We start from the raw sequence: 22,152 nt of genomic DNA on the forward strand, positions 1-22,152 counted from the left end.
AAAGGTCGAAGGAGGAGTTTCGTCCCGCAGGAACGGACCTTCTCAGCGCAAAACCGGTTTGCGGCTTCGCAGCATGGGCTTGCCGAGGCGCAACTCTTCCATGATGCGCGGGATCTCCGCCGCGCGTTCATCCGTGCCGCGCAGCAGAACCAGAACAAGATATAATTTGCCGCTGCGCTCCATGCGGGTGCGCAGTCCTCTGCCTTCCAGCCGCTGGCGCAGATCGTCCACCGAGGCCTCGTCCCGGAAGGCCCCCACCTGAAAAACATAGTCATGCATGGTGGCGGGCGCGGGCGGCGGGGCCTGCTGCCCTTCGGGCACGGCGGCCTGCATGCCCGGCGGCATGGGCGGCGTCTGGGGAGCGCCGGGAGCCGCCTGCCCCTGAGCGGGCTGCGGCGGCACCGCCGGCGGCAGCGGCGGGCTGGCCAGCTCCACCGTTTCGCCGGGCGCGGCACGCAGTACGCGGGAAAAACGCAGCTCCTCGGCGGAAAGGATGCCCTCCGGCTCCCCGTCCGCATCGCCCGGCTCCTGTTCCGGGGCCTCCGTCCCGGCAACGGCGCTTTCCGTGTCGGTCTCGCCGTCGGGACGCACGTTTCGGGGCGCGTCGCTGCTGTCGGTGCTCATGGGCGTGCTGCTTTCCCACTGGCTGCGGCCGAACATGACGCCGACCAGATAGGAGGAAGATATGGCGACCAGCGCCAGAAAAAGTACGGCCAGCATGGAAGGCAGCGTCAGCGGGATACCCGGGCGCGCGGCTTCCTCCTTGCCGGGGGTCTTTTTCGGGCGGAGGGTATTGGACATGGAAGCTCCTTGGGCCGTGTTCTCTCTGTTTGCCGTCGTAAGACATAACCTGACGGGTCCTGAAGGTAAAGAGAGGCGCGCCGGGCCCGCCGGATGCCGGGGCGGCGGCATTGACTTTGCAACGCTTCAACGTACAATGCGCCCGCCTGGCGCGCGCCTTGCGCATCCCCGTTCGGAAGGATGGCAGGGCGCTCCCTGTTTACGGCGTCTGGCCGAACATCCAGCCTCACGGAGGAAGCAGAGTGGCGAAAAACCGTGCCTTGCAGCAGTGGCGTGTGGAAGATTCCATCGAACTTTACGGCATCCGCAACTGGGGGGCCGGATATTTCAATGTGGCCGACAACGGCGATGTGGTCGTCTGCCCACAGGGGCCCAAGGGGCCGCAGATCCCCATCATGGAGATCATCGCCGGCCTGCATGAGCGCGGCTATGACATGCCCGTCCTCCTGCGCGTGGAAAATATCCTGGACGCGCGTATCAGCAATATCCATGACTCCTTCCGCAAGGCCATCAAAAATCTGGGCTACAAGGGGCAGTACCGCGGCGTCTTCCCCATCAAGGTCAATCAGCAGCAGCAGGTGGTGGAAAAGATCGCCCAGTTCGGCGCCAATTATCACCACGGGCTGGAAGTGGGCTCCAAGGCCGAGCTCATCGCCGCCGTCTCCCTCATGCGCGACACGGAAGCCTGCCTGATCTGCAACGGTTACAAGGATGAGGAATTTTTCGACCTCGGCCTGCAGGCCCAGCGGCTGGGCTTCAACGTCCACTTCGTCATGGAGATGCCCGGCGAGCTGGACCTGCTGCTGGAACGCAGCAAGGCGCTGGGCGTGCGCCCCAATATCGGCGTGCGGGCCAAGCTGGCCGTCAAGGCCGGCGGCCACTGGACCGATTCCGGCGGCGAGCGTTCGACCTTCGGTCTCGGCGCTTCGCAGATCGTGGATATCGTGGACAAGCTCAAGGCGCAGGGCATGCTCGACTGCTTCCGCCTGCTGCATTACCACCTCGGCTCGCAGCTCTCCAACATCCGCGACATCCGGCGCGGCGTCATGGAAGGCGCGCGCCTCTACGTGGGCCTCGTGCAGGAAGGCGCGCCCATGGGCTACCTCGATCTGGGCGGCGGCCTGGCCGTGGACTATGACGGCTCGCACACCAACTACATCTCCTCCCGCAACTACACGCTGGACGAATACAGCACCGACGTCGTGGAAGCCATCATGAGCATCCTCGACGAGCAGGATATCCCCCATCCGCACATCATCACGGAGTCCGGCCGCGCCACCGTGGCCTACTATTCCGTCCTGCTCTTCAATATCCTGGACGTGAGCGCCGTGGAGGAAGTGCAGCTGCCCGAGACCCTCGGAGAAGAGACGCCCGAACCCGTGCGCAACCTGCGCGAAGTGCTCTCCGGCATCACCCTGCGCAACCTTCAGGAATGCTATAACGACGCCATCTACTACCGGGACGAGATGCGGCAGCTCTTTTCCGCCGGCCGCGTGAACCTGCGGCAGCGCACGCTCTCCGAACGCTTCTTCTGGGCCATCATGCTGCGCATCGCCGAAGAAAAGCGCCGCCTCAAGACCGTCCCCCGCGACCTGCAGGACATCGACGCCAGCCTGGCGGACATCTACTACGGCAACTTCAGCGTGTTCCAGTCCCTGCCGGACTCCTGGGCCATCGATCAGCTCTTCCCCATCATGCCCATCCACCGGCTGAACGAGTTCCCCTCGCGCCAGGGCATCATCTCGGACATCACCTGCGACTCCGACGGCCGCATCGACCACTTCATCGACCCGCAAGGCCTCAAGCATACCCTCGACCTGCACCCCCTGCGCGACGGCGAGGAATACTACCTCGGAGCCTTCCTCGTGGGGGCCTATCAGGAGACCCTCGGCGACCTGCATAACCTCATGGGCGACACCAACGTCGTCTCCATCCGCTGCGCCGACGACGGCAGCTACGAATACGTCCGCGAGATCCGCGGCGACTCCGTGGCCGATATCCTGAGCTACGTGGAATACGATCCCCGCCGCATCCTCGATGAACTGCGCAGCACCGCCGAACGCGCCGTGCGTGAAAAACGCATCTCCCCCAGCGACCGCTACGCCATCCTCCAATGCTTCGAGGACGGCCTGCGCGGCTATACCTATTTTGAAAGATAAAGGGAATTTGGGGGGAAGGGCCCCTTTGTGGACAAAGGGGCCCTTCCCCCCACACCCCCCATCCCCCCAAAAACCTTACTTGTTCAGGTGCAAACCGTCGCGGCATACAGGCCGTCGCCCGACCTCACGCCAGCCAAACTCTGTGCAAAGAGGCCGGACAGTTTTCGCTGTCCAGCCTCTTTTTTCATGCCGGGGGGGCGTGACAGACGCGCGGCGTCTTGCGGGGCTGCGTCGCCATGCGCTGATCTGAATAAAAGTTTTGGGAAGGGAGAGGGGGAGCGCGAGGGGGAGAGGGAGAACCGTTTTTCAAAACGGTTTCCCTCTCCCCCTCGCAAAAAATATTCCCTTACGAAAGAGAGGCCGGTTTTCCCGCGTATCGCGCGGGAAAACCGGCCTCTTGCAAGCGCAGGGGATACCTGTCAGGCGTTAGGGCTTGAGGCCCATTTTCATGACGGCCTGCATGCCGCCCATGCTGTTGGAGAGGTCGGAGACGCCGTGGCGGGCCAGTACGAGCAGGGTGTCGTAGGCGCGCAGGCCGGTATTGCAGATGAGGGCCACCGGGCGGTCCTTGGGCACTTCATTGATGCGGGCGCGGATCTCTTCCAGCGGGATGGAGTGCCAGTCGGGGTATTGTTCCTGCACGGCCTTGCCGGCCTTGGCCGGGCGGGCGTCGATGAAGAAGACGTTGTTGTCCGCGCGGTTCTGCCAGAGTTCCATGAATGTGTCGGCGGTGATGGGGGTGAAGCGGCCGGCCAGCACGTTGTCGGCCACGTTGGCCACCACGTTGACCACGTCCATGGCGCCGGCAAAGGGCGGGGCGTAGCTGATCTCGAGGTTGGAGATGTCGTCCACCGTGGGTTTGGCGAACTGGAGAGCGCCGGCCACGGCGTCGATGCGGGCCTTGAGGGCGTCGCCGGCGGTGCAGGCTCCCTGCATGCCGAGGACGCGGCGGCTGGCCTTATCCACTACGATCTCAAGGCTCATGAGTTCCTTTTCGGGGTAGAAGTGAGCGCGGTCCACCTGTTCCACGCTGACGGACACGGCGTCGAAGCCTTCCTTGCGGGCCTTGTCGATGGTGAGGCCCACGCCGCAGAAGGACATGTCGAAGAGTTTGACGATCCAGGTGCCCACATAGCCGGGGAAGGTGGCCTTGCCGCCGGCAAGGTTGGTGCCGATGACGCGGCCCTGCCGGTTGGCCATGCTGCCCAGGGGCAGGTAGCCCGGTTTGCCGGTGATGAGGTTGGGGATGGAGACGCAGTCGCCGCCGGCGTAGATGTCCGGGTCGGAGGTCTGCATGTATTCATTGACGGCAATGGCGCCGAAGGGGGTGACGTCGAGGCCGGCATCCTTGGCAAGCTGGCCGTTGGGCGTGAAGCCGGCGGCAAAGATGACGAGCTGGGCCTCGATCTCCCGCTTGTCGGTCACGACCTTGCAGACCTTGCCGTCCTTGCCTTCCAGGCGCAGCACCTTTTCGCCGGTGTACACGTCGGCATTATGCTTGGTGCAGTCCACGGCGGCCATGCGGGCGAGCTGGGCGGAGAGCACGCCGGGCAGGATCTGATCCATCATTTCCACCACGGAGACCTTGACGCCCCACATGTCCGCCAGGGCCACGGCCGCTTCCAGACCGATGAAGCCGCCGCCCACGACCACGGCCTGTTTGACGGAGCCGTTCTCGCAGGCATGGCGGATGGTCTCCGCGGCTTCCAGACGGGTCAGGGAGAGGACGTTGCCGAGGTCACGGCCTTCCACCGGAGGCACGCGCGGGGTCGCGCCGGTGGCGAGCACCAGTTTGTCGTAGGAGAGGGTATCTTCCTGACCGGTCACTACGTTTTTGACGCGCACGGTCTTGGCCGCGCGGTCGATGGCGGTGGCGCGCGTCTGGATGCGCACGGTCACGTCCTTGAGTTCGGCAAAGAATTTGGGATCGCGGATGACGTTGTAGGGCGTGGCGCGCAGGTCGTTGACCGTGTTCACTTCGCCGGAGACGTAGTAGGGGATGCCGCAGCCGCCGTAGGAGATGTTGACGTTTTCGTCGATGAGGGTCACCTCGGCGTCGGGCAGGAGGCGTTTGCAGCGGCAGGCCGCCTTGGGACCAAGAGCAACGCCGCCGATAACAAGGATCTTCTGAGGCATGGCATGTTCTCCTGTTAGGAGTTGAGGGGGAATCAGGAGGGCTGACGCGTGCGCAAGTGCCGTGCGTCGCCTACTCTGACGGTGATCTTTTCCCTGTCCATGTATTCGAGCAGGGCTATGAGAAATTTGCGGGAAAGGCCGGTGATCTCCTTGAGGCCGGCAAGGCCGAGATCGTCGTGGTCGGCGAACCACTGCCGGGTGCGGGACAGGATCTCCTCCAGCGGGGCGGCGGCATAATAGAGGCCGTCGGCCACGCGGACGAGCGCCTTTTCCTCGCAGAGCAGACGCAGCACGGGAGCGGCTTCCTTCTGGCTGACGTCAAGTTCCGCGAGAACGTCCTTGAGGTTGGGCGGGGCCATGCCGCCCGCTTCATGGGCGGCCAGCAGCTTTTGCCGCAGGCCCTGCTGATCCCCGGCCAGGGAGACGGTATGCGAGGGCAGGCGCAGACCGTCGCCCTCCTGGACGAGGAGGCCTTTCTTGATGGCGCTTTCCAGGACGCGCTGCACGAGACGGGGCGGGAGGTCCTTGCTCCAGCCCGCACAGATGGCTCCCTGCCCGTGGACGGGCTTGAGGGGGTGCTTGCGGTGCAGTTCGTCGGCGCGCCGGCAGGCGGCCTGCATGAGCAGGTTGAAGGCCTCGCCGTCTATCCATTGGCGCTGCTCCCGGTTCCAGCAGATGAGCTTGCCGCGTGAGGCAAGATCCACCAGCAGCTTGTGCAGCTGCGAGGCGGGGAGGCCGGAAAGCGCCTGCAATGTCGGGACATCGCAGCCCATGACGTGCCGGATCTCCATGATGGCCAGCACAAGGGCCATGCCGCCGTCTTCGGCCAGGCGGGCGGGCGTGGCCAGTGCGGCAAGCTCGCGGAACAGTTCCAGGTTGCGGGCGCGGCGCGGGGCGCGGGCGCGCAGTTCCGGGGGCAGGGGCGAAACGATGCTGCCGCCGGCCACGGTACGCAGGGGCGAATAGGCCCGGACGACGCAATGATCCCCGAAGACGCCGGCCAGCGGCTGCGGGAAGCGCAGTTCCGCCAGGCAGGATTCGCCGGGAGCGAGGCGGTCCCGGTCGAAGAAGACGACGCGCGCGGCGCATTCCTGCGTCCCGTGGTGGAAGTGGACTTCCGTACGCTGGCGCAGGGCCCGGGGCGCGGAGGGAAGGCAGGTCAGTTGCAGCAGCCAGCGCCGGGCGGGGAAGAGCGTCCCCGGGCGGGCCAGCACCTGCCCGCGGCGCAGGCTGTCCGTTTCCGTGCCCTGAACGTTGATGGCGCAACGCTGGCCCGCGCGCACGACCTCGGCGGCCGCGCCGTGACGCTGCAGGGCCCGTGCGCGGACGGGGATATCCTCGGGCATGGCGGAAAGCTCCTCGCCGCTTTCCAGCCCGCCGGAGATGACGGTGCCGGTCACCACCGTTCCGTGGCCCTTCATGCCGAACACGCGGTCGATGGGCAGGCGGAAGAGGTCGGTGGGCACGCGGGGCGGGATCTCGGCCGCACAGCGGTAGATGTGGGCGCGCAGGGCATCGATGCCCTCGCCGGTGACGGAAGAGACGGGGAAGATGGGGGCCTGTTCCAGAAAACTCCCCTTGAGGAAGGAGCGAACGTCTTCCGTGACGAGTTCGAGCCACTGGGCATCCACCATGTCGCACTTGGTCAGGGCCACGAAACCGCGAGTGATGCCGAGCAGGGTGCAGATGTCGAGGTGTTCGCGGGTCTGCGGCATGACGCCTTCATCCGCGGCGATGACCAGCATGACGAAATCCACCCCCGCCGCGCCGGCCACCATGTTCTTGACGAAGCGCTCATGCCCCGGCACATCGACGATGCCCAGCCGTTCCCCGTCGGGGAGTTCGGCCCAGGCAAAGCCCAGTTCGATGGTGATGCCGCGCCGTTTCTCCTCTTCGAGGCGGTCGCAGTCGATGCCGGTCAGCGCGCGCACCAGCGAGGTCTTGCCGTGATCGATGTGTCCCGCCGTGCCCAGTACAAGCGCCATGAAACAACTCCTTTCCGCGGAAAGCGCATGGAAGAATTGCACTGGATATAGCCTGTTCCGGGGATAAGCGCAATGCCGTCGCCGCGCAGGCGGGGGGAAGATTTTTGGCTGCGGCCGGCCTTTCCCGCATCAGGAACGGCTGGAACAGCGGGCATCCCGCTGTTTGATGGGCTTGCCGGTATGGTATTCGAGCCAGTACCGCAGGAAGGTGAAGGCGTCGGCATGGTGCAGGCGCTTTTTTTCCTGCATGCGGATGTCCGCGGTATGGATGGTGCTGTACAGATCCGCCGCGTCCTCGCCGTTCCAGGTGGCATGTCCGATGCCGAGGAAGAGCGGCAGGCTGCTGTTGTTGCGGTTGTACTCCCGCAGGGACTGCTGGATGGCGAGGGTATGTTCCTCCGCCTGGGAGGCGCTGCAGGTGGGGAGGATGATGACGAATTCGTCCCCGCCCAGCCGGATGAGGCTGTGCGGAGCGCGGATGCTGCGTTGCAGGAGACGGCTGGCCTCGATGAGCAGGCGATCCCCCTGATCGTGCCCCAGAGTGTCGTTGATGAGCTTGAGGCCGCTGACGTCGCAGTAGATGACGCTCAGCGGCAGGGAGAGCTCGCTGTTCCATGAGGGGGCGTTCTGGGTGAGGAATTCGCGATTGTAGAGATCCGTAAGCGAATCGGTGAGGGCCTTGTGGCGCAGACTGGCCTGTATGCGGCGGTGCAGGGAGAGATCCGTATGCAGAGCGATGATGCGTGTGGCCCTGTTCTGCGCATCGCGCTGCACCACCTGGCCGCGCTGCATGACCCAGAGGAAGCGTCCTTCCTTGTGGCGGAGGCGGCAGCAGCATTCAAAGTAGTCGCCGCGTTCCGTGGTCAGGGCGATGGTGCGCTGCAGGGTCAGGATGTGCGTCCGGTCGTCAGGGTGCAGGGCATCGATCCACGCACTGACGTCATTGGGCAGCTCCTGCTCGCCGGAATAGCCCAGCATGGCCCGGTAATGCTGATTGAAGAAAAAGGCATCCGTCTGCGGGTTCCAGTCCCAGAGGCCGTCTTCGGAAGCGAAGGGGAAGGGCAGGGACCCCTGATCCGGCAGGGGAAAGAGGGGGCTTTCCTCCTCGGGAGGGAGGAGGGCGGCCTGCCGGTCGGCCGCGGCGACGCCATGCAGGCTGCCGCCGACCATGATGGCCCGGTTCTGCTCGTTGCGCAGCAGCACCGCGCCGAGCGCCACGAGCACGCTGCCCTGACGCGGCCCGCTGCGGACAAGGAAGGTGTCCCGCAGGCGGTCGCCCATATCCGCGTTGTGCAGGATATCGTCAAGGCTGGTGTTCTCGCCTATGGAGCCGAACATGTCGCGGATCTCGCCGCGCAGGATGCTGGCCCGTTCCGGAGGCAGGCCCAGCAAATGGCGGCAGGTCGCGTCAAGATGGATAAGATCCCTGTCGCCGTTGTAAAACCAGAACCCGCAAGTATCCGCTACGCCGTGGCAGGAAGGGGGGCTGCAGATCATAAAGTCGAATCTCCGACAGCGGTTTCAGCGTCAGGTTGAGGTTGGATGCCCGTTTTCGTGTCTCTATTGTATAAATTCGGCCTGAGCTGTCAACATATGCCCCTTTTTCGCCGGTATGGCGGCAGGAAAGGGGAAATTTGATGCGAAACGGCGAGTGGAAAGCAGGTAAAACCATTTTTGAGGGAGGCTGGTCTCTGGAAGGGCGGAAGCGTGCGGTACGCGCCCGCTGGGGAGAGCGTGCGGCCGTCCGGCAGGGAGAAAGGGGGCTGGGCCGCTTCCCTAAGGGGCACGACGGGAGTCGAAAAGCGAGACGGGCTGACTGGTGAGGCTTTCCAGCCACTGCTTCAGCTGCTGATAGGTCGTTTCGTGGGCAAGGGCCTTGTTGCGGAGCATCTGGTGGTCAGCGCGGGCGATGGTATCGGAGATGTCCGTGGCCGCGGCTTCCAGCGTGGCATGTCCCACGGAGATGAAAAGAGGCATGCAGCCTTCGGTGCCGTTGTGTTTCTGGATGGTCATCCGCAGATTGAAGACCAGTTCCTCGGTCTGCAGGGCGGAACAGCGGGGAAGCACCACAAGGAACTCGTCCCCGCCCTGCCGGATGGTCACATGCGGTACCTTGAAGCTGTTTTTGAGCAGATGGGCGGCGCTGATGAGCAGGGCATCGCCCACGCTGTGCCCCAGCGTGTCATTGACGAGTTTGAGGCCGCTGACGTCGCAGTACAGGACGCTCAGGGGCAGGTGCGGCGGCTGGGCCCAGTCCTTGATGTGCATGTCGAGACTGGCGCGGTTGCCGAGGCCGGTCAGCTGGTCGGTGTAGGCCTTTTCCAACAGGTTCTCGTGATCCTGCTGAGAGGCGGAGATGTCCGTGATCATGCCCATGACGCGCAGCGCGCGCCCCTGGGCATCCCGCCGCAGGACCTGCCCGCGGCAGAGTATCCAGAGGTAGTCCCCCTTGGCTCCCTTCAGACGGAAAGTGCACTCGAAATAGTTGGCGCCGTGCGGTTCCACGATATTGTAGAGGGCGCGATTGGCACGCACCCGGTCGTCCGTGTGGATGATGCCCTCCCAGGCTTCCATGCTGTTGGGGAACTGCAGGGGCGAATAACCGAGCATGGCCCGGAAACGCGGGCTGTATTCCACCCGGCCCGTTTTGGGGAACCAGTCCCACATGCCGTCGCCGCTGATGTCCAGCGTCAGCAGGGCCATGTCGGGATTGATTCCGGGATCGTCCACGCCGGTGTCGCTCAGCAGACGGATATTGCCCACAAGGCTCAGGGCCCGTCCTGCGGCATCCCGGCCCATGACCGAGGCGCGCACGGCGCATTGCCGGCCGCTGTAGGGGCCGCCGTACAGCGTGATGCTGCACAAGAGCACATCCCCTTCCGTCGGACTTTCGACCACCTGCTGGAAGAGGTTTTCCTCTTCGGGGTCGATGTGCAGGAGTTCTCGCAGATCGCTGCGGGACATGCAGCGTGAGGCGGCATCGACGCATCCCACAAGCGCCAGACTGTCCCGGTCCAGCCAGAAGCTGTCCCGTGTGGGGGTGTACTGCCAGAAGCCGGGCAGAAGTGTCGTCGGGGAGGAAAGCAGGGGGCTCACCACAGACTGCCTGTCTCACGTTGAAGCAGAGAGCCTTTTGAATGCCGGCGCCTTCAAAAGGCCCGCTGCCTGCATCCGGCGGAGGGACCATATGGTTTCCGCAGGGTGCGGGACTGCGTTCGGACATCCGCTGGAGTCGTTTCCACGAGAAGAACCAGCTCGAGCGGAGGGAAAAACCGTTTCCCGGCAATGTACGGAATACGGCAGGAGGCGTCAATGGGTCCCTGCCGCCTGCGTGTCCAGCTGCGGGGACAGGGGCGGGCCGGGAAAAGAGAGCCGCCTGTCCCGCCGCCGTCGTGCATTGGAGGAGAATACGACTGGACGGCGGAGGACAGGCGGCGCGTTGGGGGCAGGTTTACTTCGCCGGATCGCCGGTCACCTTGAGGGTGGCGGGGTCGATGAGGCGGAGGTAGCGGTCCGTGACGTACTCCGCATTTTTGACCTGTTCCAGCTCCTTGTCCGTTATCTGGCCGACGGTATGGGAAAAGGCGGCCATATCCATCATCCACTTGCGGGCCAGGCTGGGATCGCTGTTGATGGAGGTGAACAGGCTGAGCTGTTCAGGCAGGGAGAAGAGCGGGTGCTCCTTCAGATCGTTGCGGGCCAGGGCCGCATCGCACTTCCGGCTGCCGAAGGAGGCGCAGAAGCGCTGATAGTCCGCGACCAGGCTGTCCGCAGGCTGCGCCCGCACGAAGTCCGCGGCACGCAGGTAGACGGCCAGGAAACGGGCCGCGACTTCGGGGCGGGCCTTGGCGTAGGCCGTTTCCGCGACCAGCACCACGGGGATGGTCGCGCCGCTGTCATGCACCGTGGCGGCCACGGGATAGCCTTCCTCCCGCGCGCTGAAGAGCTGGGGGGCCCAGATGGCGGCGCCGCCGCTGAGGCTGCCGTCACGCAGGGCCGCCAGCGCCTGCGCCTGATCCACATTGCGCAGCACGACGTCGCCCAGGCCCAGACCCAGCGCCCGCAGCCAGACATAGAGGGCGTAGTGGGCGGAGGTGCCGTTGTTCACATAAAAGGTTTTGCCCTTGACGCTTTCGGCATTGCCCAGGATGTTGGGGAAGTCCTTCCGGGCATTTCGGACGGAGGCAATGGGACTGTTGCGGGTGAGCAGCACGGCATTGCAGAGGGATTCGTCATTGGCGATGCCGATGACCGAGATGCCGAGGCGCAGGTGCCCCAGCATGGCCGGCAGGGCCCCCATGCCGCCGAAGACCCATTCGCCGCGGCGCAGGCCGTCCAGCATGGTGATGCCGGAAGCGTAAAGCTGCATTTCCACATCCAGGCCGGCTTCCTTGTCCCAGCCTTTTTCCTTGGCCAGCCACATGATGAATGCCTCATGCTCGTCCAGCCAGCCTGTCGCGAGCTTCTGCGGTTCGGCGGCCGCCGCGCCGAGCGTCAGTCCCAGCGTTGCGGCGCAGGCCATGAGGAGGGTGAACAGTCTTTTCAACATAACGTGCTCCTTGATGTCGTACTTGGCGACAGGACGTGCGTTCCGCCGCCGTCCTGACCTCTGCATGCCTGATGCTTAAGCAAAAGATATGCCAGATGTTGAGCGGGTCAGTTCTCCCCGCTCACGTCGCCGCCGCGTATGCCGTATTCCCGCAGGCGGACATAGAGGGTGGAGCGCTTCATGCCCAGGATGCGGTCCGCGCCGCCCTCGCCGCTGACGCGCCCGCCCGTCTGCCGCAGCACATGGAGGATGTAGCGGCGCTCCAGTTCCCGCAGCGAAGGCAGGTCGGCGTACAGCGCATCGGCCGGGGGGGCGGCCTCCTTGACGGCGGGCCCGGCGGAGGGCCCCAGATGCAGGGAGACGCGCTCGCCGTCCGAGAGGATGACGGCCCGCTCCACGGCGTTGCGCAGTTCCCGGATGTTGCCCGGCCAGGCGTATTCGCGGATGTGGCGGAGCGTGGCCTCGTCGGGATAGGGCATCTTCTTGCCGTAGCGCCGGGCAAAGTGATCGGCGAAGTGCATGAAAAGCCCTTCGATGTCGTCGACGCGCTCCCGCAGCGGAGGGATATGGATGGGAAAGACGGCGATACGGTAGTAAAGATCCTCGCGAAAAGTCCCTTCCCGCACCATGTCCCGCAGATTGCGGTTGGTGGCCGCCACCAGCCGGAAGGAGGACTGCACCTCGCTGACCCCGCCTACGCGGGTGAAGCGGTGTTCCTGCAGCACGCGCAGCAGCTTGATCTGCATGTTCATGGGGATGTCGCCGACTTCATCGATGAAGAGCGTCCCCTTGTCGGCCAGCTCGCAGAAGCCGATCTTTCGTTCCGTCGCGCCGGTAAAGGCGCCTTTCTCATGGCCGAAGAACTCGTTTTCGAACAGGCTTTCCGAGAGAGCCGCCGGATGGACGGAGACCAGCGGCCCCGTGCTGCGGCTGTTTTGATGGATATAGCCGGCAAGCACCTCCTTGCCGACCCCCGTTTCTCCCAGCAGCAGCACGGCGGCGTCGGTGGCGGCCACGATGCGCGCTCGTTCCAGACAGGCCTTGAACGGTTCGCTGTGGCAGACGATGGCCGCCGGGGAACTGTTTTCGGCACGGGCGGCGGAGGGAGCGCGGGGGCTTGGGCGGTCACGCGCGCGCTCCTGCTGCAGCCGCAGGAAGTGGGCGAGTTCCGCGGCGCAGAAGAGCGTCAGGGTCTTCAGGTCGCTTTCCGAGCAGCGCAGCAGACGGCTGGAGCCGCAGGAGCTGCCGGCATAGAGGAGACAGTTCGTGCCGTCGTTGAGCCGAAAGGGCAGACAGAGCATGTCCATGCTCTCGTCCTTTATGTATTCCGGCCGGTCGCCTTCTATTTTTTCATTAAAGAAATCAGTGTGTTCGCTGAGTATTTCTTCCAGCTCCGCCCGTGAGACGTTGCAGAGCCCCAGGGCCTCCAGCCGGCTTTTCCCGTTGCGCAGCACGATGGCGCGCTCGGCGTGGAAGGCCCGCCGCAGGCAGGCCGCCAGGCCGTTGCCGTATTGCTCCAGCGTTTCCCATTCCTGAGAGGCGGCCAGCGCTGCGCAAAAGCGCGAGAGCAGGGTCTCCGCCGGACAATAGGAAGGGTCGTTGCCTTCCGGCAGATTGAGGGGCGCAAGCCGTTTGCGGGCCTCGCGTTCCGCGGCGTCGGCCTCCTCCGTGCGCTGGACGCTGCGGAGCAGATTGGCCCGCAGGCGCAGGGCCAGGCCGTGTTCCAGCGGCGTCCGGGCCCGTTCCAGGGCGGCCAGTCCCGCATCCAGGAGAGGCAGCAGCATCTCCGGCGCATGCTGCCCCCTGTGCAGCAGCAGCTCCACCCGGAAACGAAGGGCGATGCCCCGCATCATGGGGTTGGTGCTGCCTTCCATGCGGCGGAAAAGCTCCTCGAAATCGAGTTCGGCCAGCGTGGGCAGGTCATGCCTGGCATAGCTGGCGGCAAGTTCGATCATCCAGGGATAGTTGTAGGACAGGGAAAAGGCGGCGTCCTGCCGGGCATGGCGGAAGGCGCTGGTCAGCAGCTTGTAGGAGGCCTCCGCGTCGCCTTCATAGACATGGCAGAGCGCAAGGCCCGCATAGGAGCGCAGCAACATCTTGGGCACGGCGGCGATATGTGGGCTGGCCAGCACTTCCTGCAGGACGGAGCGGGCCTCTTCGGTACGGCGCATATAGGCATAGAGCACGCCGAGGTGCTGCCGGTAGAGCAGGCTGCGCAGGGGGACCCCCTCAAGCTGGGCCGTGGCGATGGAGGACTTGAGCATGCCCTCGGCATAGGTGAAAAAGCCGAGGTAGGTGGCTGCGGACGAGGCCTGGAGCCCCATCTGCGACTCCATGAGCGGCATGAGGGACTGGCGTCTGGCGCCGGCACGGACATCCTCGTAGCAGCGTATGACCTCAGTATAGTTGCCGGCCAGGAAATGCAGCAGGAGGATGAAGGGCAGCCCCTGATCGGCCAGCGTCTCGTCCCCCAGTTCGCGCAGCATCTCCGTGCCCTTGTCGCACAGGGCATGGGCCGATTCGTAGTCGACGATGCCCGCATAAAAGGTCATGAGCGCCCTGCCGAGGGTGAGCAGGGTCAGGATGTGCCGGTTGCCCTTGGCTTCGGCCAGTCCCGTGAGTTTGTCCAGGAGCGCGCGGGCCTGGGCGACGCATTTGTTCTGATAGGCCGCGGCATCCACGGCGGCCAGCGTCAGGCGCGTGAAGCGCTGCACATCCACGGTGCGGCTGGCTTCGAGCCAGCGCTCCAGGCGGAAAAGCAGCAGGTCGAGATAGCCCGCGCTGGCTCCCCCCTTGCCGTTGCGGAGCGAAAGGTAGATGCCGCGCAGGCAGACTTCGCACACGGCTTCCGGCAGGTTGAGATCATAGCCGGCCATGACCGCGGACAGCAGGCGCGCCTCGTCCACGGCCGTTTCGTCGGTGACGTCGCGCTCCACCGCCGTCAGCAACGCCTGCCGTTCGGCGGGAGAGGGCGTGGGCAGGCTGGCCAGAAGTTCCCGGCCTTCCTGCGTGAGGGAAAAGTGCTTGGCGTCGCGGGCGATGGCGCCTTGTCGTTCAAGCTCGCTCAGGGCGGCATCGGTCGCGGGACCGCCGGCGCCGAGCATCTGAACGAGGCAAAGGCGGGAGTGTTCATTGCGCAGATGGGCAAGCAGCCAGACTATGGCGCCGGCAGGCATGTCGGAGGGCACGGCATTTCTCCTGTATCTTCTTGAAATGTTGTGCAATCAGCAGAAAAAGGCGGTCTTTGCGCCACAGGGGCGGGCAGGGTCGCGGCCAGCGGCTGCGCCCTGCTGACGTCCTGCCGCCCAAATAGGGGAACCGACAGGATCGGCTGACAGTAAACACAGGGCAATAGTTTGTCCAGAATCTGGATTGTGGATTTCTGTCGGCATGATTTGTCCAGAATCTGGATTGCGGCCGCGTAAGGGGCCGTGCGTGGGCCCGTGCCGCTCTCACACGCGGCGTGGCATGTCTCTTGCTATTTCCACGGCAACGCAAAAGCACAACAGCGGCGGAACGCCGAAACATTAGGGAGGACTGTATGAAGCCTGCAACACAAATCTACCGCAACGGCAACATCATGACCATGGACTCGGCGGCCAGCAAGGCCGAAGCCGTGGCCGTGCGCGACGACGTCATCCTTGCCGTGGGACGGGAAGCCGACGTCATGGCGCTTGCCGACGCCGGCACGCGGGTCGTCGATCTGCACGGAAGAACCATGCTGCCGGGATTCGTTGACGGGCACAGCCATTTTTCCACGGCCGGCCTCATGGAGGCCACCCAGATCAACCTGTCCTCCTTCCCGGTCGGGACGATCCGCTCGCTGTCGGAAATCAAGGAGATCATCCGCCGCAAGGCCGCCACGACGCCCAAGGGGGAATGGATCCTCGGCTACGGTTACGACGACACCGGCCTTGAGGAAAAGCGTCACCCCACGGCGGCCGACCTTGATGAGGTCGCCCCTGAGCATCATGTGGTGCTGCGGCACGTCTCCGGCCATCTGAGTACCTGCAACTCGCTGGCCCTGAAGACCTCGGGCTATACGCGCGACATGCCCGACCCCGTGGGCGGCATCATCCGGCGTGACGAGCACGGCAACCCCAACGGCGTGCTGGAAGAGCCCCCGGCGCGCAAGCTGCTGTTCGAGCATATCCCGCCGACCACCAAGGACGACTGGGTGCGCGCGGTCAAGACCGCCAGCGAGATGTATGTGGCCAAGGGCGTCACGTCCGCGCAGGACGGCTTCACCGAGCAGACCATCTGGGACGCCCTCTTCCTCGGGCATGAAAAGGGCGTGCTCAAGAACCGCGTCCAGATCCTGCCCGGCGTCAACCGCATGGACATCGACGTCGCCGGCACGACCCGCTCCGGTACGCAGCTCACCCCGGACAAGAAGCTCAGCCTTGGCGCGGCGAAGCTGCTGGCCGACGGCAGCCTGCAGTGCTACACGGGCTTTTTGAGCAATCCCTACCACAAGATCCTGGAAAGCCTGCCCTACGGCGACGACTGGCGCGGCTATCCCATCAATGACGAGCTCGTCTTCTACGACATGGTCCGCGACCTGCACCGCAAGGGCTGGCAGCTCGCCATCCACGGCAACGGCGACGACGCCATCCAGATGATCATCAATGCCTACGAAAAGGCGCAGAAGGATTTCCCCCGCCACGACGCGCGCCATATCATCATCCATTGTCAGACCGTACGCGAGGATCAGCTCGACCGCATGCGCCGTCTGGGCATCGTCCCCTCCTTCTTCGTGGTGCACACCTACTACTGGGGCGACCGGCATAACGACATCTTCCTCGGGCAGGACCGCGCCGAGCGCATCGACCCCCTGCGCAGCGCCCTCAAGCGCGGCATCCCCTTCAGCCTGCATAACGACACCTTCGTCACGCCCATCGATCCCCTGCTTTCCGTCTGGTCGGCCGCCACGCGCAAGACCAGCAGCGGGCGCGTGCTTGGCGAAAACCAGACCATCCCCGTGCTGGACGCCCTGCGCGGCGTGACGAGCTGGGCGGCCTATCAGGCCCACGAGGATCATATCAAGGGCAGCATCGAGCCCGGCAAGCTGGCGGACTTCGTCGTGCTTGGCGCGGACCCGCTGGCTGTGGACAAGGATGCCATCCGGCACATCGATGTCGTCGCTACGGTTGTGGGCGGCGAAGTGGTGTACGGCGAACTGGACTAGACGTACGAGGAAAAGGTTATGGAAAGCTCGTTTTATCCCTATATCGGCGGTTTCTGCTGGGTCGGCCTGCTGCTCATGGTCGGAACCATCATCCGGGCCAAGGTCAAGATCTTCCAGACCATGCTTTTCCCGGCGTCGCTCATCGGCGGCATCCTGGGTTTCGTGCTCATCAACCTGGGCCTGATCGGCATGCCCAGCTCCTTCGGCTGGAAGGCCCTGACCCCCAGCGTGTTCTCCATGCTGACCTTCCATCTCTTCGCCTTCGGCTTCGTGGGCATCGGTCTGCTGGAAAGCAGCAGCGACAACAAGGAAGGCACGGGTAAGGTCATCGCGCGCGGCGCGTTCTGGATGGCGCTGATCTTCGGTTTCCTCTTCTCCATCCAGGCGCTCATCGGCAAGGGCACCTTCGATCTCTGGAAGATGTTCTTCGGCGGCGACTTCTTCACCGGCAACGGTTACCTGCTGGGCGCTGGCTTCACGCAGGGCCCCGGCCAGACGCAGGCCTACGCCACCATCTGGGAACACACCTATCAGGTCGCCAACGCCCTCAACGTGGGCCTGGCCTTTGCGGCCGTGGGCTTCCTCGTGGCCGGCGTGGTCGGCGTGCCGCTGGCCTACTACGGCATCCGTCGCGGCTGGATCTCCCTGAATGAAGAAGGCGGCACGCCCGGTTCCCTGCCGCAGACCTTCCTCAAGGGCCTCATGGACAAGGACGACCATCCCTGCTGCGCGCAGGCCACCACCCACCCGGCCAACATCGACAGCGTGGGCTTCCACTTCGGCCTGATGTTCGCCCTCTATGGCGGCGCGTATGCCTGGGGCCTGGCGTGGTTCCTCTACCTTCCCAAGGGCATCAACGGTCTCGGCTTCGGTCTGGTGTTCTGCTGGGGCATGTTCCTGGCCATGATCACCCGCAAGATCATGAAGAAGATCAAGATCAGCCATCTTATTGACCCCGAAACGACCCGCCGTCTTACCGGCACCACCGTGGACTTCATGATCTGCGCGGTCTTCATGGGCATCCAGGTGCGCGAACTGGCCGACGTGGCCGGGCCCTTCCTCGTCTCCATGACGCTGGCCTCCATCGCCACCCTGTTCTTCTGCGTGTGGTTCGGCCGCCGCGCCCCTGAACATGGCTTTGAACGCGGCCTGACCCTCTTCGGCTACTGCACCGGTACGGCGGCCTCCGGTCTGCTGCTCCTGCGCATCGTCGATCCTGACTTCAAGACGCCCGTGGTGGTGGAAGTGGGCATGATGAACGTCTTCACCATGGTCATCTTCAAGCCCATCTCCTGGTCCATGCCCTTCGCGCCCGTGGAAGGCTTCCCCATGTTCTGGATATTCGTCGGGGTCATCGTCATCACGCCCATCGTCATGTACTTCCTGAAGATGATCCGCAAGCCGGCCTTCTGACGCCAGCCTGCGCAACCGGGGCGCCCGCCGTCAAGGCGGGCGCCTTTTCCCTCAAACCCGGGCCGGGGACGGCCCGCGCAAATGCCGACTCTCGGCAACGTGGAGCAGTTCCATGGCTCACCATTTCGCCGGCGCAAAGGATTTTTTCCGCAAGACCCCCACAGCGGCGCTCCGTTCCGTGCTCACCCGCGACTTCCTGATCATCGCCGCCATCAACTTCTTCATGCTCGTGGCGTATTATGTGATCTTCGTGATCTCCACGCCCTATGCCATCCGCTTCTTCAACGCCACACCGAGCGAGGCCGGACTGACGGCGGGCATCATCGTTATCGGCTGTCTGGTGGGGCGCTTCTTTACCGGCTACCTGGTGGGCAGGGTCGGCTGCCGCGTGGTGTTGCTGACCGGCCTGCTGATCTTTACGGGCAGCCTTGCCCTGTATTTCCCCGTGGCTTCCCTGCCGGGCCTCTGCCTCGTTCGCTTCATCGGCGGCGTGGGCGTGGGTTTCATCGGCACGGCGACGGGGACCATCGTCGCCTATGTGGTGCCGAAGGAACATCACGGCATCGGCATCAGTTTTTTCAGCCTCAGTACGGCGCTGGCCCTGGCCATGGGGCCCTTCCTCGGGGTGACGCTGGTGCAGATCGTGACCTATCCCCAGCTGTTCGGCATCTGCCTTGCCGTGGGCTGCGTCAGTCTGGCGTGTTACATGATGCTGCGCGTCCCCAACCGCTTGCCCGGCAGTGAGGCCTCGTCGAAAAACCTGCTGGATCTGCGCAACTACATCGACTATTCCGTCATCCCCTTTGCCTGCGTGGTGCTGGTGGCGGCCATCTGCTGGGGCAACGTGCAGGCCTTCATCACCTTCTATGCCAAGGAACTCGGGCTCATGGGCGCGGCCAGCCTGTTCTTCCTGCTCTATGCCCTGACGCTCATCCTCACCCGGCCGGCCTCGGGCAAGATCTACGACATGCGCGGCGAGAACGTGGTGGTGGTGCCCTGTCTGCTGCTCACGGCGCTGGGTCTCTTCCTGCTGGGGCATGCCGTCTCGAACTGGAGCATGCTGCTGGCCGGGGTGCTGCTGGGACTGGGATTCGGCAATTTCCAGTCGGTCTCGCAGGCCATATCCCTTTCGCTGGTGCCGCGGGAGCGGTACGCGCAGGCCACATCGACCTTTTTCATCTTTTTCGACTTCGGCATGGGCTTCGGCCCGTACGTCTTCGGCAGCGTGGCCTCCCATGCGGGCTATGACGGTCTGTATCTGACGCTGTGCGGCGTGGCGCTGGTGGCGCTCGTGCTCTACATTCTGCTGCACGGCCGCAAGGTGGAGGCCTTCCGGGCCTGACGACGGGCCGCACACCAGCTTGCGGACAGAAGATTTCTCCATGAAGGGTGGGGAAAGCCACAGAAAAGGGGCAGGGATCGCATGATCCCTGCCCCTCTCATGTCATATCACGTCAGCCGGAACGTCCGGGCCCCGGCATACGATGTCCTCAGGCCAGATGGCGGACCTCGCCGTACCAGGCGGCGGCCTGCTCCAGCAGCGCGTTGCTGCGGGCGGCCAGGGCCTGCGGATCCTTGAGGTAGCCGTCCTGCAGCAGGCAGGCGTCAAAGAGGCATTCCACCATGTCGCTCAGGGTCTTGTCCGCGGCATCGGCCTTGTACATGCGCAGCAAACTGCGCAGCAGCGGGTGATCGCGGTTCACTTCCAGCACCTTGACGGGCAGGGAGTCGTCCTTCTGCATGACGCGCAGGAACTTCTCCATGCTGGAGGTCATGCCGCCGTCGGCGGAGACCAGCACGGCCGGGCTCTCGGCCAGACGATGCGACACGCGTACGTCCTTGACGCGCTCGCCGAGGATCTCGCGGATGCGGGCCAGCAGCTTGTCGAAGGTGGCGTTGTCGTCCTCGGAAAGCGGCGCGGCCGCGGGCTTGTCGGCATCGGCCTTGTCGGCGAAGGCATCCAGCGCGTCGTCGGCCGCCGTCTCCACGGATTTGAATTCCCATTCCTTGTAGGCGTGCAGGCCGTCCATGAGGAACTCGTCCACCGGTTCGTACAGATAGAGCGTCTCGATGCCCTTCTTGCGGAAGCGTTCCAGATGGGGGCTGAGGCGGGCGGCTTCCCGGTTGGGGGCCGTGACGTACCAGAAAGTCTTCTGGCCTTCCGGAGCGCGGGCCATGTACTCGTCCAGGCTGCTCAGGGCCTCGGCGTCCTCATGGATGGAGGTATTGAAGCGGAGCAGGGCGGCCACACGTTCCCGGTTGGGGAAGTCCTGATAGCCGAGCTTGAAGACCCGGCCGTGCAGCTTCCAGAAGCGGGCGTACTTCTCGGCGTCGTTGGCGGCCATTTTTTCCAGATGGCCGAGGAGCTGCTTGACGATGGTCTGGTGGATCTTGCGCAGCACCACATTTTCCTGCAGCGTCTCGCGGGAGATGTTGAGCGGCAGGTCCTCGGTATCCACCACGCCCTTGAGGAAGGCGAGGTACTCCGGCAGAAGTTCCTTGTTGCGGTGCTGGATGAGCACCCGGCGGCTGTAGAGGTCAAGGCCCCAGTAGTCACGGTCCATGCCGAAGATGTCCTGCGCGGCGTCCGGGATGTAGAGCAGGGCATTGAACTGCACCGGCGCGTCCACGGCGATGTGCAGCACGTCCAGCGGGGCCTTGGCGTCATAGGTCAGGTGCTTGTAGAAGGCGTCGTACTGCTCGCGGGTGACGGCGCTCTTGGGCTCGCGCCAAAGAGCGGGCTGCGTGTTGATCTTGTCCTCGCCCACGAAGATGGGGAAGGGCACGAAGGCGGAGTGGTTGCGGATGACGGTCTCCACCCGGAATTTTTCGGCGAATTCCGCGGCGTCCTCCTTGAGATGGACCACGATGCGCGTACCGCGCTTGAGCTCTCCGGCCTCGCAGGGGCTGACGTCGAACGTGCCCAGCCCGTCGCTGACCCAGACATGCGCCTGGCTGTCCTCGCCGAAAGCGGGCAGGGAGGTGACCTCCACCTTGTCGGCCACCATGAAGACCGAATAGAAGCCCACCCCGAAGCGGCCGATAATATTGGCCGCGTCCGCGGACTTGCCGTCGGCGGCCTGCGCGTCCAGCTCGGCAAGGAAGGCCTCGGAGCCGGATTTGGCGATGGTGCCCAGATTCTCGGCCAGCTCGGCGGCGCTCATGCCGAGGCCGCTGTCCGTGATGGTGAGGGTCCGCGCCTTTTCGTCCAGCGTGATGCGGATCTCCAGCGGCAGATCGGGCTCGCGCGGGGTCTCGCCGCGGCTCGTACGGAAGCGCAGCTTGTCCAGCGCGTCCGAAGCGTTGGAGATGAGCTCGCGCAAAAAGATCTCACGATTGGTATACAGAGAATTGGTGAGGATGCGCAAAACCTTGCGCACCTCGGCCTTGAATTGCTGTTCAGCCATGATGCAGCCTCCTGTCATGAATACCCCGTGAAGTAAGTCCCGCAGAGGATTCGTCAACCCCGCGCACGGCAAGGGGAAGATGGTTTTTGGCGGGAGTGCTTTTTGTTTTTGGGTGGGGGAAGGGCCCCTTTGTGGACAAAGGGGCCCTTCCCCCACACCCCCATCCCCCCAAAAACGTTGCTTGTCCGGATACCGGGCGTCGTACCCCACAGGACGACGCCCGGCCGCAAGCCAGCCAAACGCTGTACAGGACAGGAAGAACGACGCCCCGTGGGACGGCGGCACAGCGCCGCCCAAACGCCGGGCCGATTCCGCCATCCGCCAGACAAAAAGGAGATGCCCCCCTGTGCCGCGCCGGCTGGCCCACCCGCTGGAGAAAGAGGGGAGCAGGCCCGTCTGACGGCCCGGGAAAAAGAAAAGTCTAAAAATTAAAATAAGTTATATTACTTATCAGGATTTGCTCTTGCCTTATGAAACAGAGCGGTATACTAGTGGGCAACTCAGGAGGATGTCT

Annotated in this window: 12 protein-coding genes; 4 read left to right on the plus strand and 8 right to left on the minus strand. The window is 64.4% G+C overall.

Annotation, left to right across the window (positions count from 1 at the left end):
- Positions 1-42: 42 nt before the first annotated feature.
- Complete coding sequence (locus tag Q0K12_RS02880) at positions 43-801, minus strand: SPOR domain-containing protein (RefSeq protein ID WP_297260222.1); 759 nt, start codon at positions 799-801, stop codon at positions 43-45.
- 242 nt (positions 802-1,043) lie between these two features.
- Between Q0K12_RS02880 and speA the strand changes: the two genes are divergently transcribed.
- Complete coding sequence (speA, locus tag Q0K12_RS02885; RefSeq protein ID WP_297260224.1) at positions 1,044-2,960, plus strand: biosynthetic arginine decarboxylase; 1,917 nt, start codon at positions 1,044-1,046, stop codon at positions 2,958-2,960.
- Between the two features lie 426 nt (positions 2,961-3,386).
- Here the strand turns inward: speA and Q0K12_RS02890 are convergent, their stop codons facing one another.
- From Q0K12_RS02890 to Q0K12_RS02915, 6 genes are all read right to left on the minus strand, one after another.
- Entirely contained in the window at positions 3,387-5,096 is a 1,710-nt protein-coding gene (locus tag Q0K12_RS02890; protein ID WP_297260226.1) for an FAD-dependent oxidoreductase, read from the minus strand.
- 32 nt (positions 5,097-5,128) lie between these two features.
- Positions 5,129-7,081, minus strand: a complete 1,953-nt coding sequence (gene selB, locus Q0K12_RS02895) for a selenocysteine-specific translation elongation factor (RefSeq protein WP_297260227.1) — start codon at positions 7,079-7,081, stop codon at positions 5,129-5,131.
- Positions 7,082-7,210: 129 nt separating this feature from the next.
- Positions 7,211-8,578, minus strand: a complete 1,368-nt coding sequence (locus Q0K12_RS02900; RefSeq protein WP_297260229.1) for a diguanylate cyclase — start codon at positions 8,576-8,578, stop codon at positions 7,211-7,213.
- Between the two features lie 279 nt (positions 8,579-8,857).
- Positions 8,858-10,177 (minus strand): sensor domain-containing diguanylate cyclase, encoded by a 1,320-nt coding sequence (locus Q0K12_RS02905; RefSeq protein WP_297260231.1) that lies wholly within the window; start codon positions 10,175-10,177, stop codon positions 8,858-8,860.
- A 355-nt stretch (positions 10,178-10,532) separates the two neighbouring features.
- On the minus strand, positions 10,533-11,630 hold the full coding sequence (locus Q0K12_RS02910; RefSeq protein WP_297260233.1) for an ABC transporter substrate-binding protein: 1,098 nt from the start codon (positions 11,628-11,630) through the stop codon (positions 10,533-10,535).
- A gap of 107 nt (positions 11,631-11,737) precedes the next feature.
- Entirely contained in the window at positions 11,738-14,818 is a 3,081-nt protein-coding gene (locus Q0K12_RS02915) for a sigma-54 dependent transcriptional regulator (protein WP_297260234.1), read from the minus strand.
- 353 nt (positions 14,819-15,171) lie between these two features.
- On the opposite strand from Q0K12_RS02915, the gene Q0K12_RS02920 reads away from it, so the two are divergent.
- The 3 genes from Q0K12_RS02920 (at position 15,172) to Q0K12_RS02930 (ending at position 19,573) form a co-directional block, all read left to right on the plus strand.
- Complete coding sequence (locus Q0K12_RS02920) at positions 15,172-16,818, plus strand: amidohydrolase (protein WP_297260236.1); 1,647 nt, start codon at positions 15,172-15,174, stop codon at positions 16,816-16,818.
- Between the two features lie 18 nt (positions 16,819-16,836).
- A complete protein-coding gene (locus Q0K12_RS02925) occupies positions 16,837-18,231 on the plus strand; it encodes a sodium/glutamate symporter (RefSeq protein WP_297260237.1) in 1,395 nt (464 codons plus the stop codon).
- A 112-nt stretch (positions 18,232-18,343) separates the two neighbouring features.
- Positions 18,344-19,573 carry an MFS transporter gene (locus tag Q0K12_RS02930; RefSeq protein WP_297260239.1) on the plus strand — a complete coding sequence of 410 codons (1,230 nt, stop codon included), beginning with the start codon at positions 18,344-18,346 and terminating at the stop codon, positions 19,571-19,573.
- Between the two features lie 148 nt (positions 19,574-19,721).
- Here the strand turns inward: Q0K12_RS02930 and htpG are convergent, their stop codons facing one another.
- The gene (gene htpG, locus Q0K12_RS02935; RefSeq protein WP_297260241.1) at positions 19,722-21,638 is read right to left on the minus strand and encodes a molecular chaperone HtpG; all 1,917 of its coding nucleotides are present in this window, start codon (positions 21,636-21,638) and stop codon (positions 19,722-19,724) included.
- Between the last annotated feature and the right edge of the window lie 514 nt (positions 21,639-22,152).

Source organism: uncultured Desulfovibrio sp. (genome assembly GCF_944324525.1).
In the GTDB taxonomy this organism is placed as follows: Bacteria; Desulfobacterota; Desulfovibrionia; order Desulfovibrionales; family Desulfovibrionaceae; genus Desulfovibrio.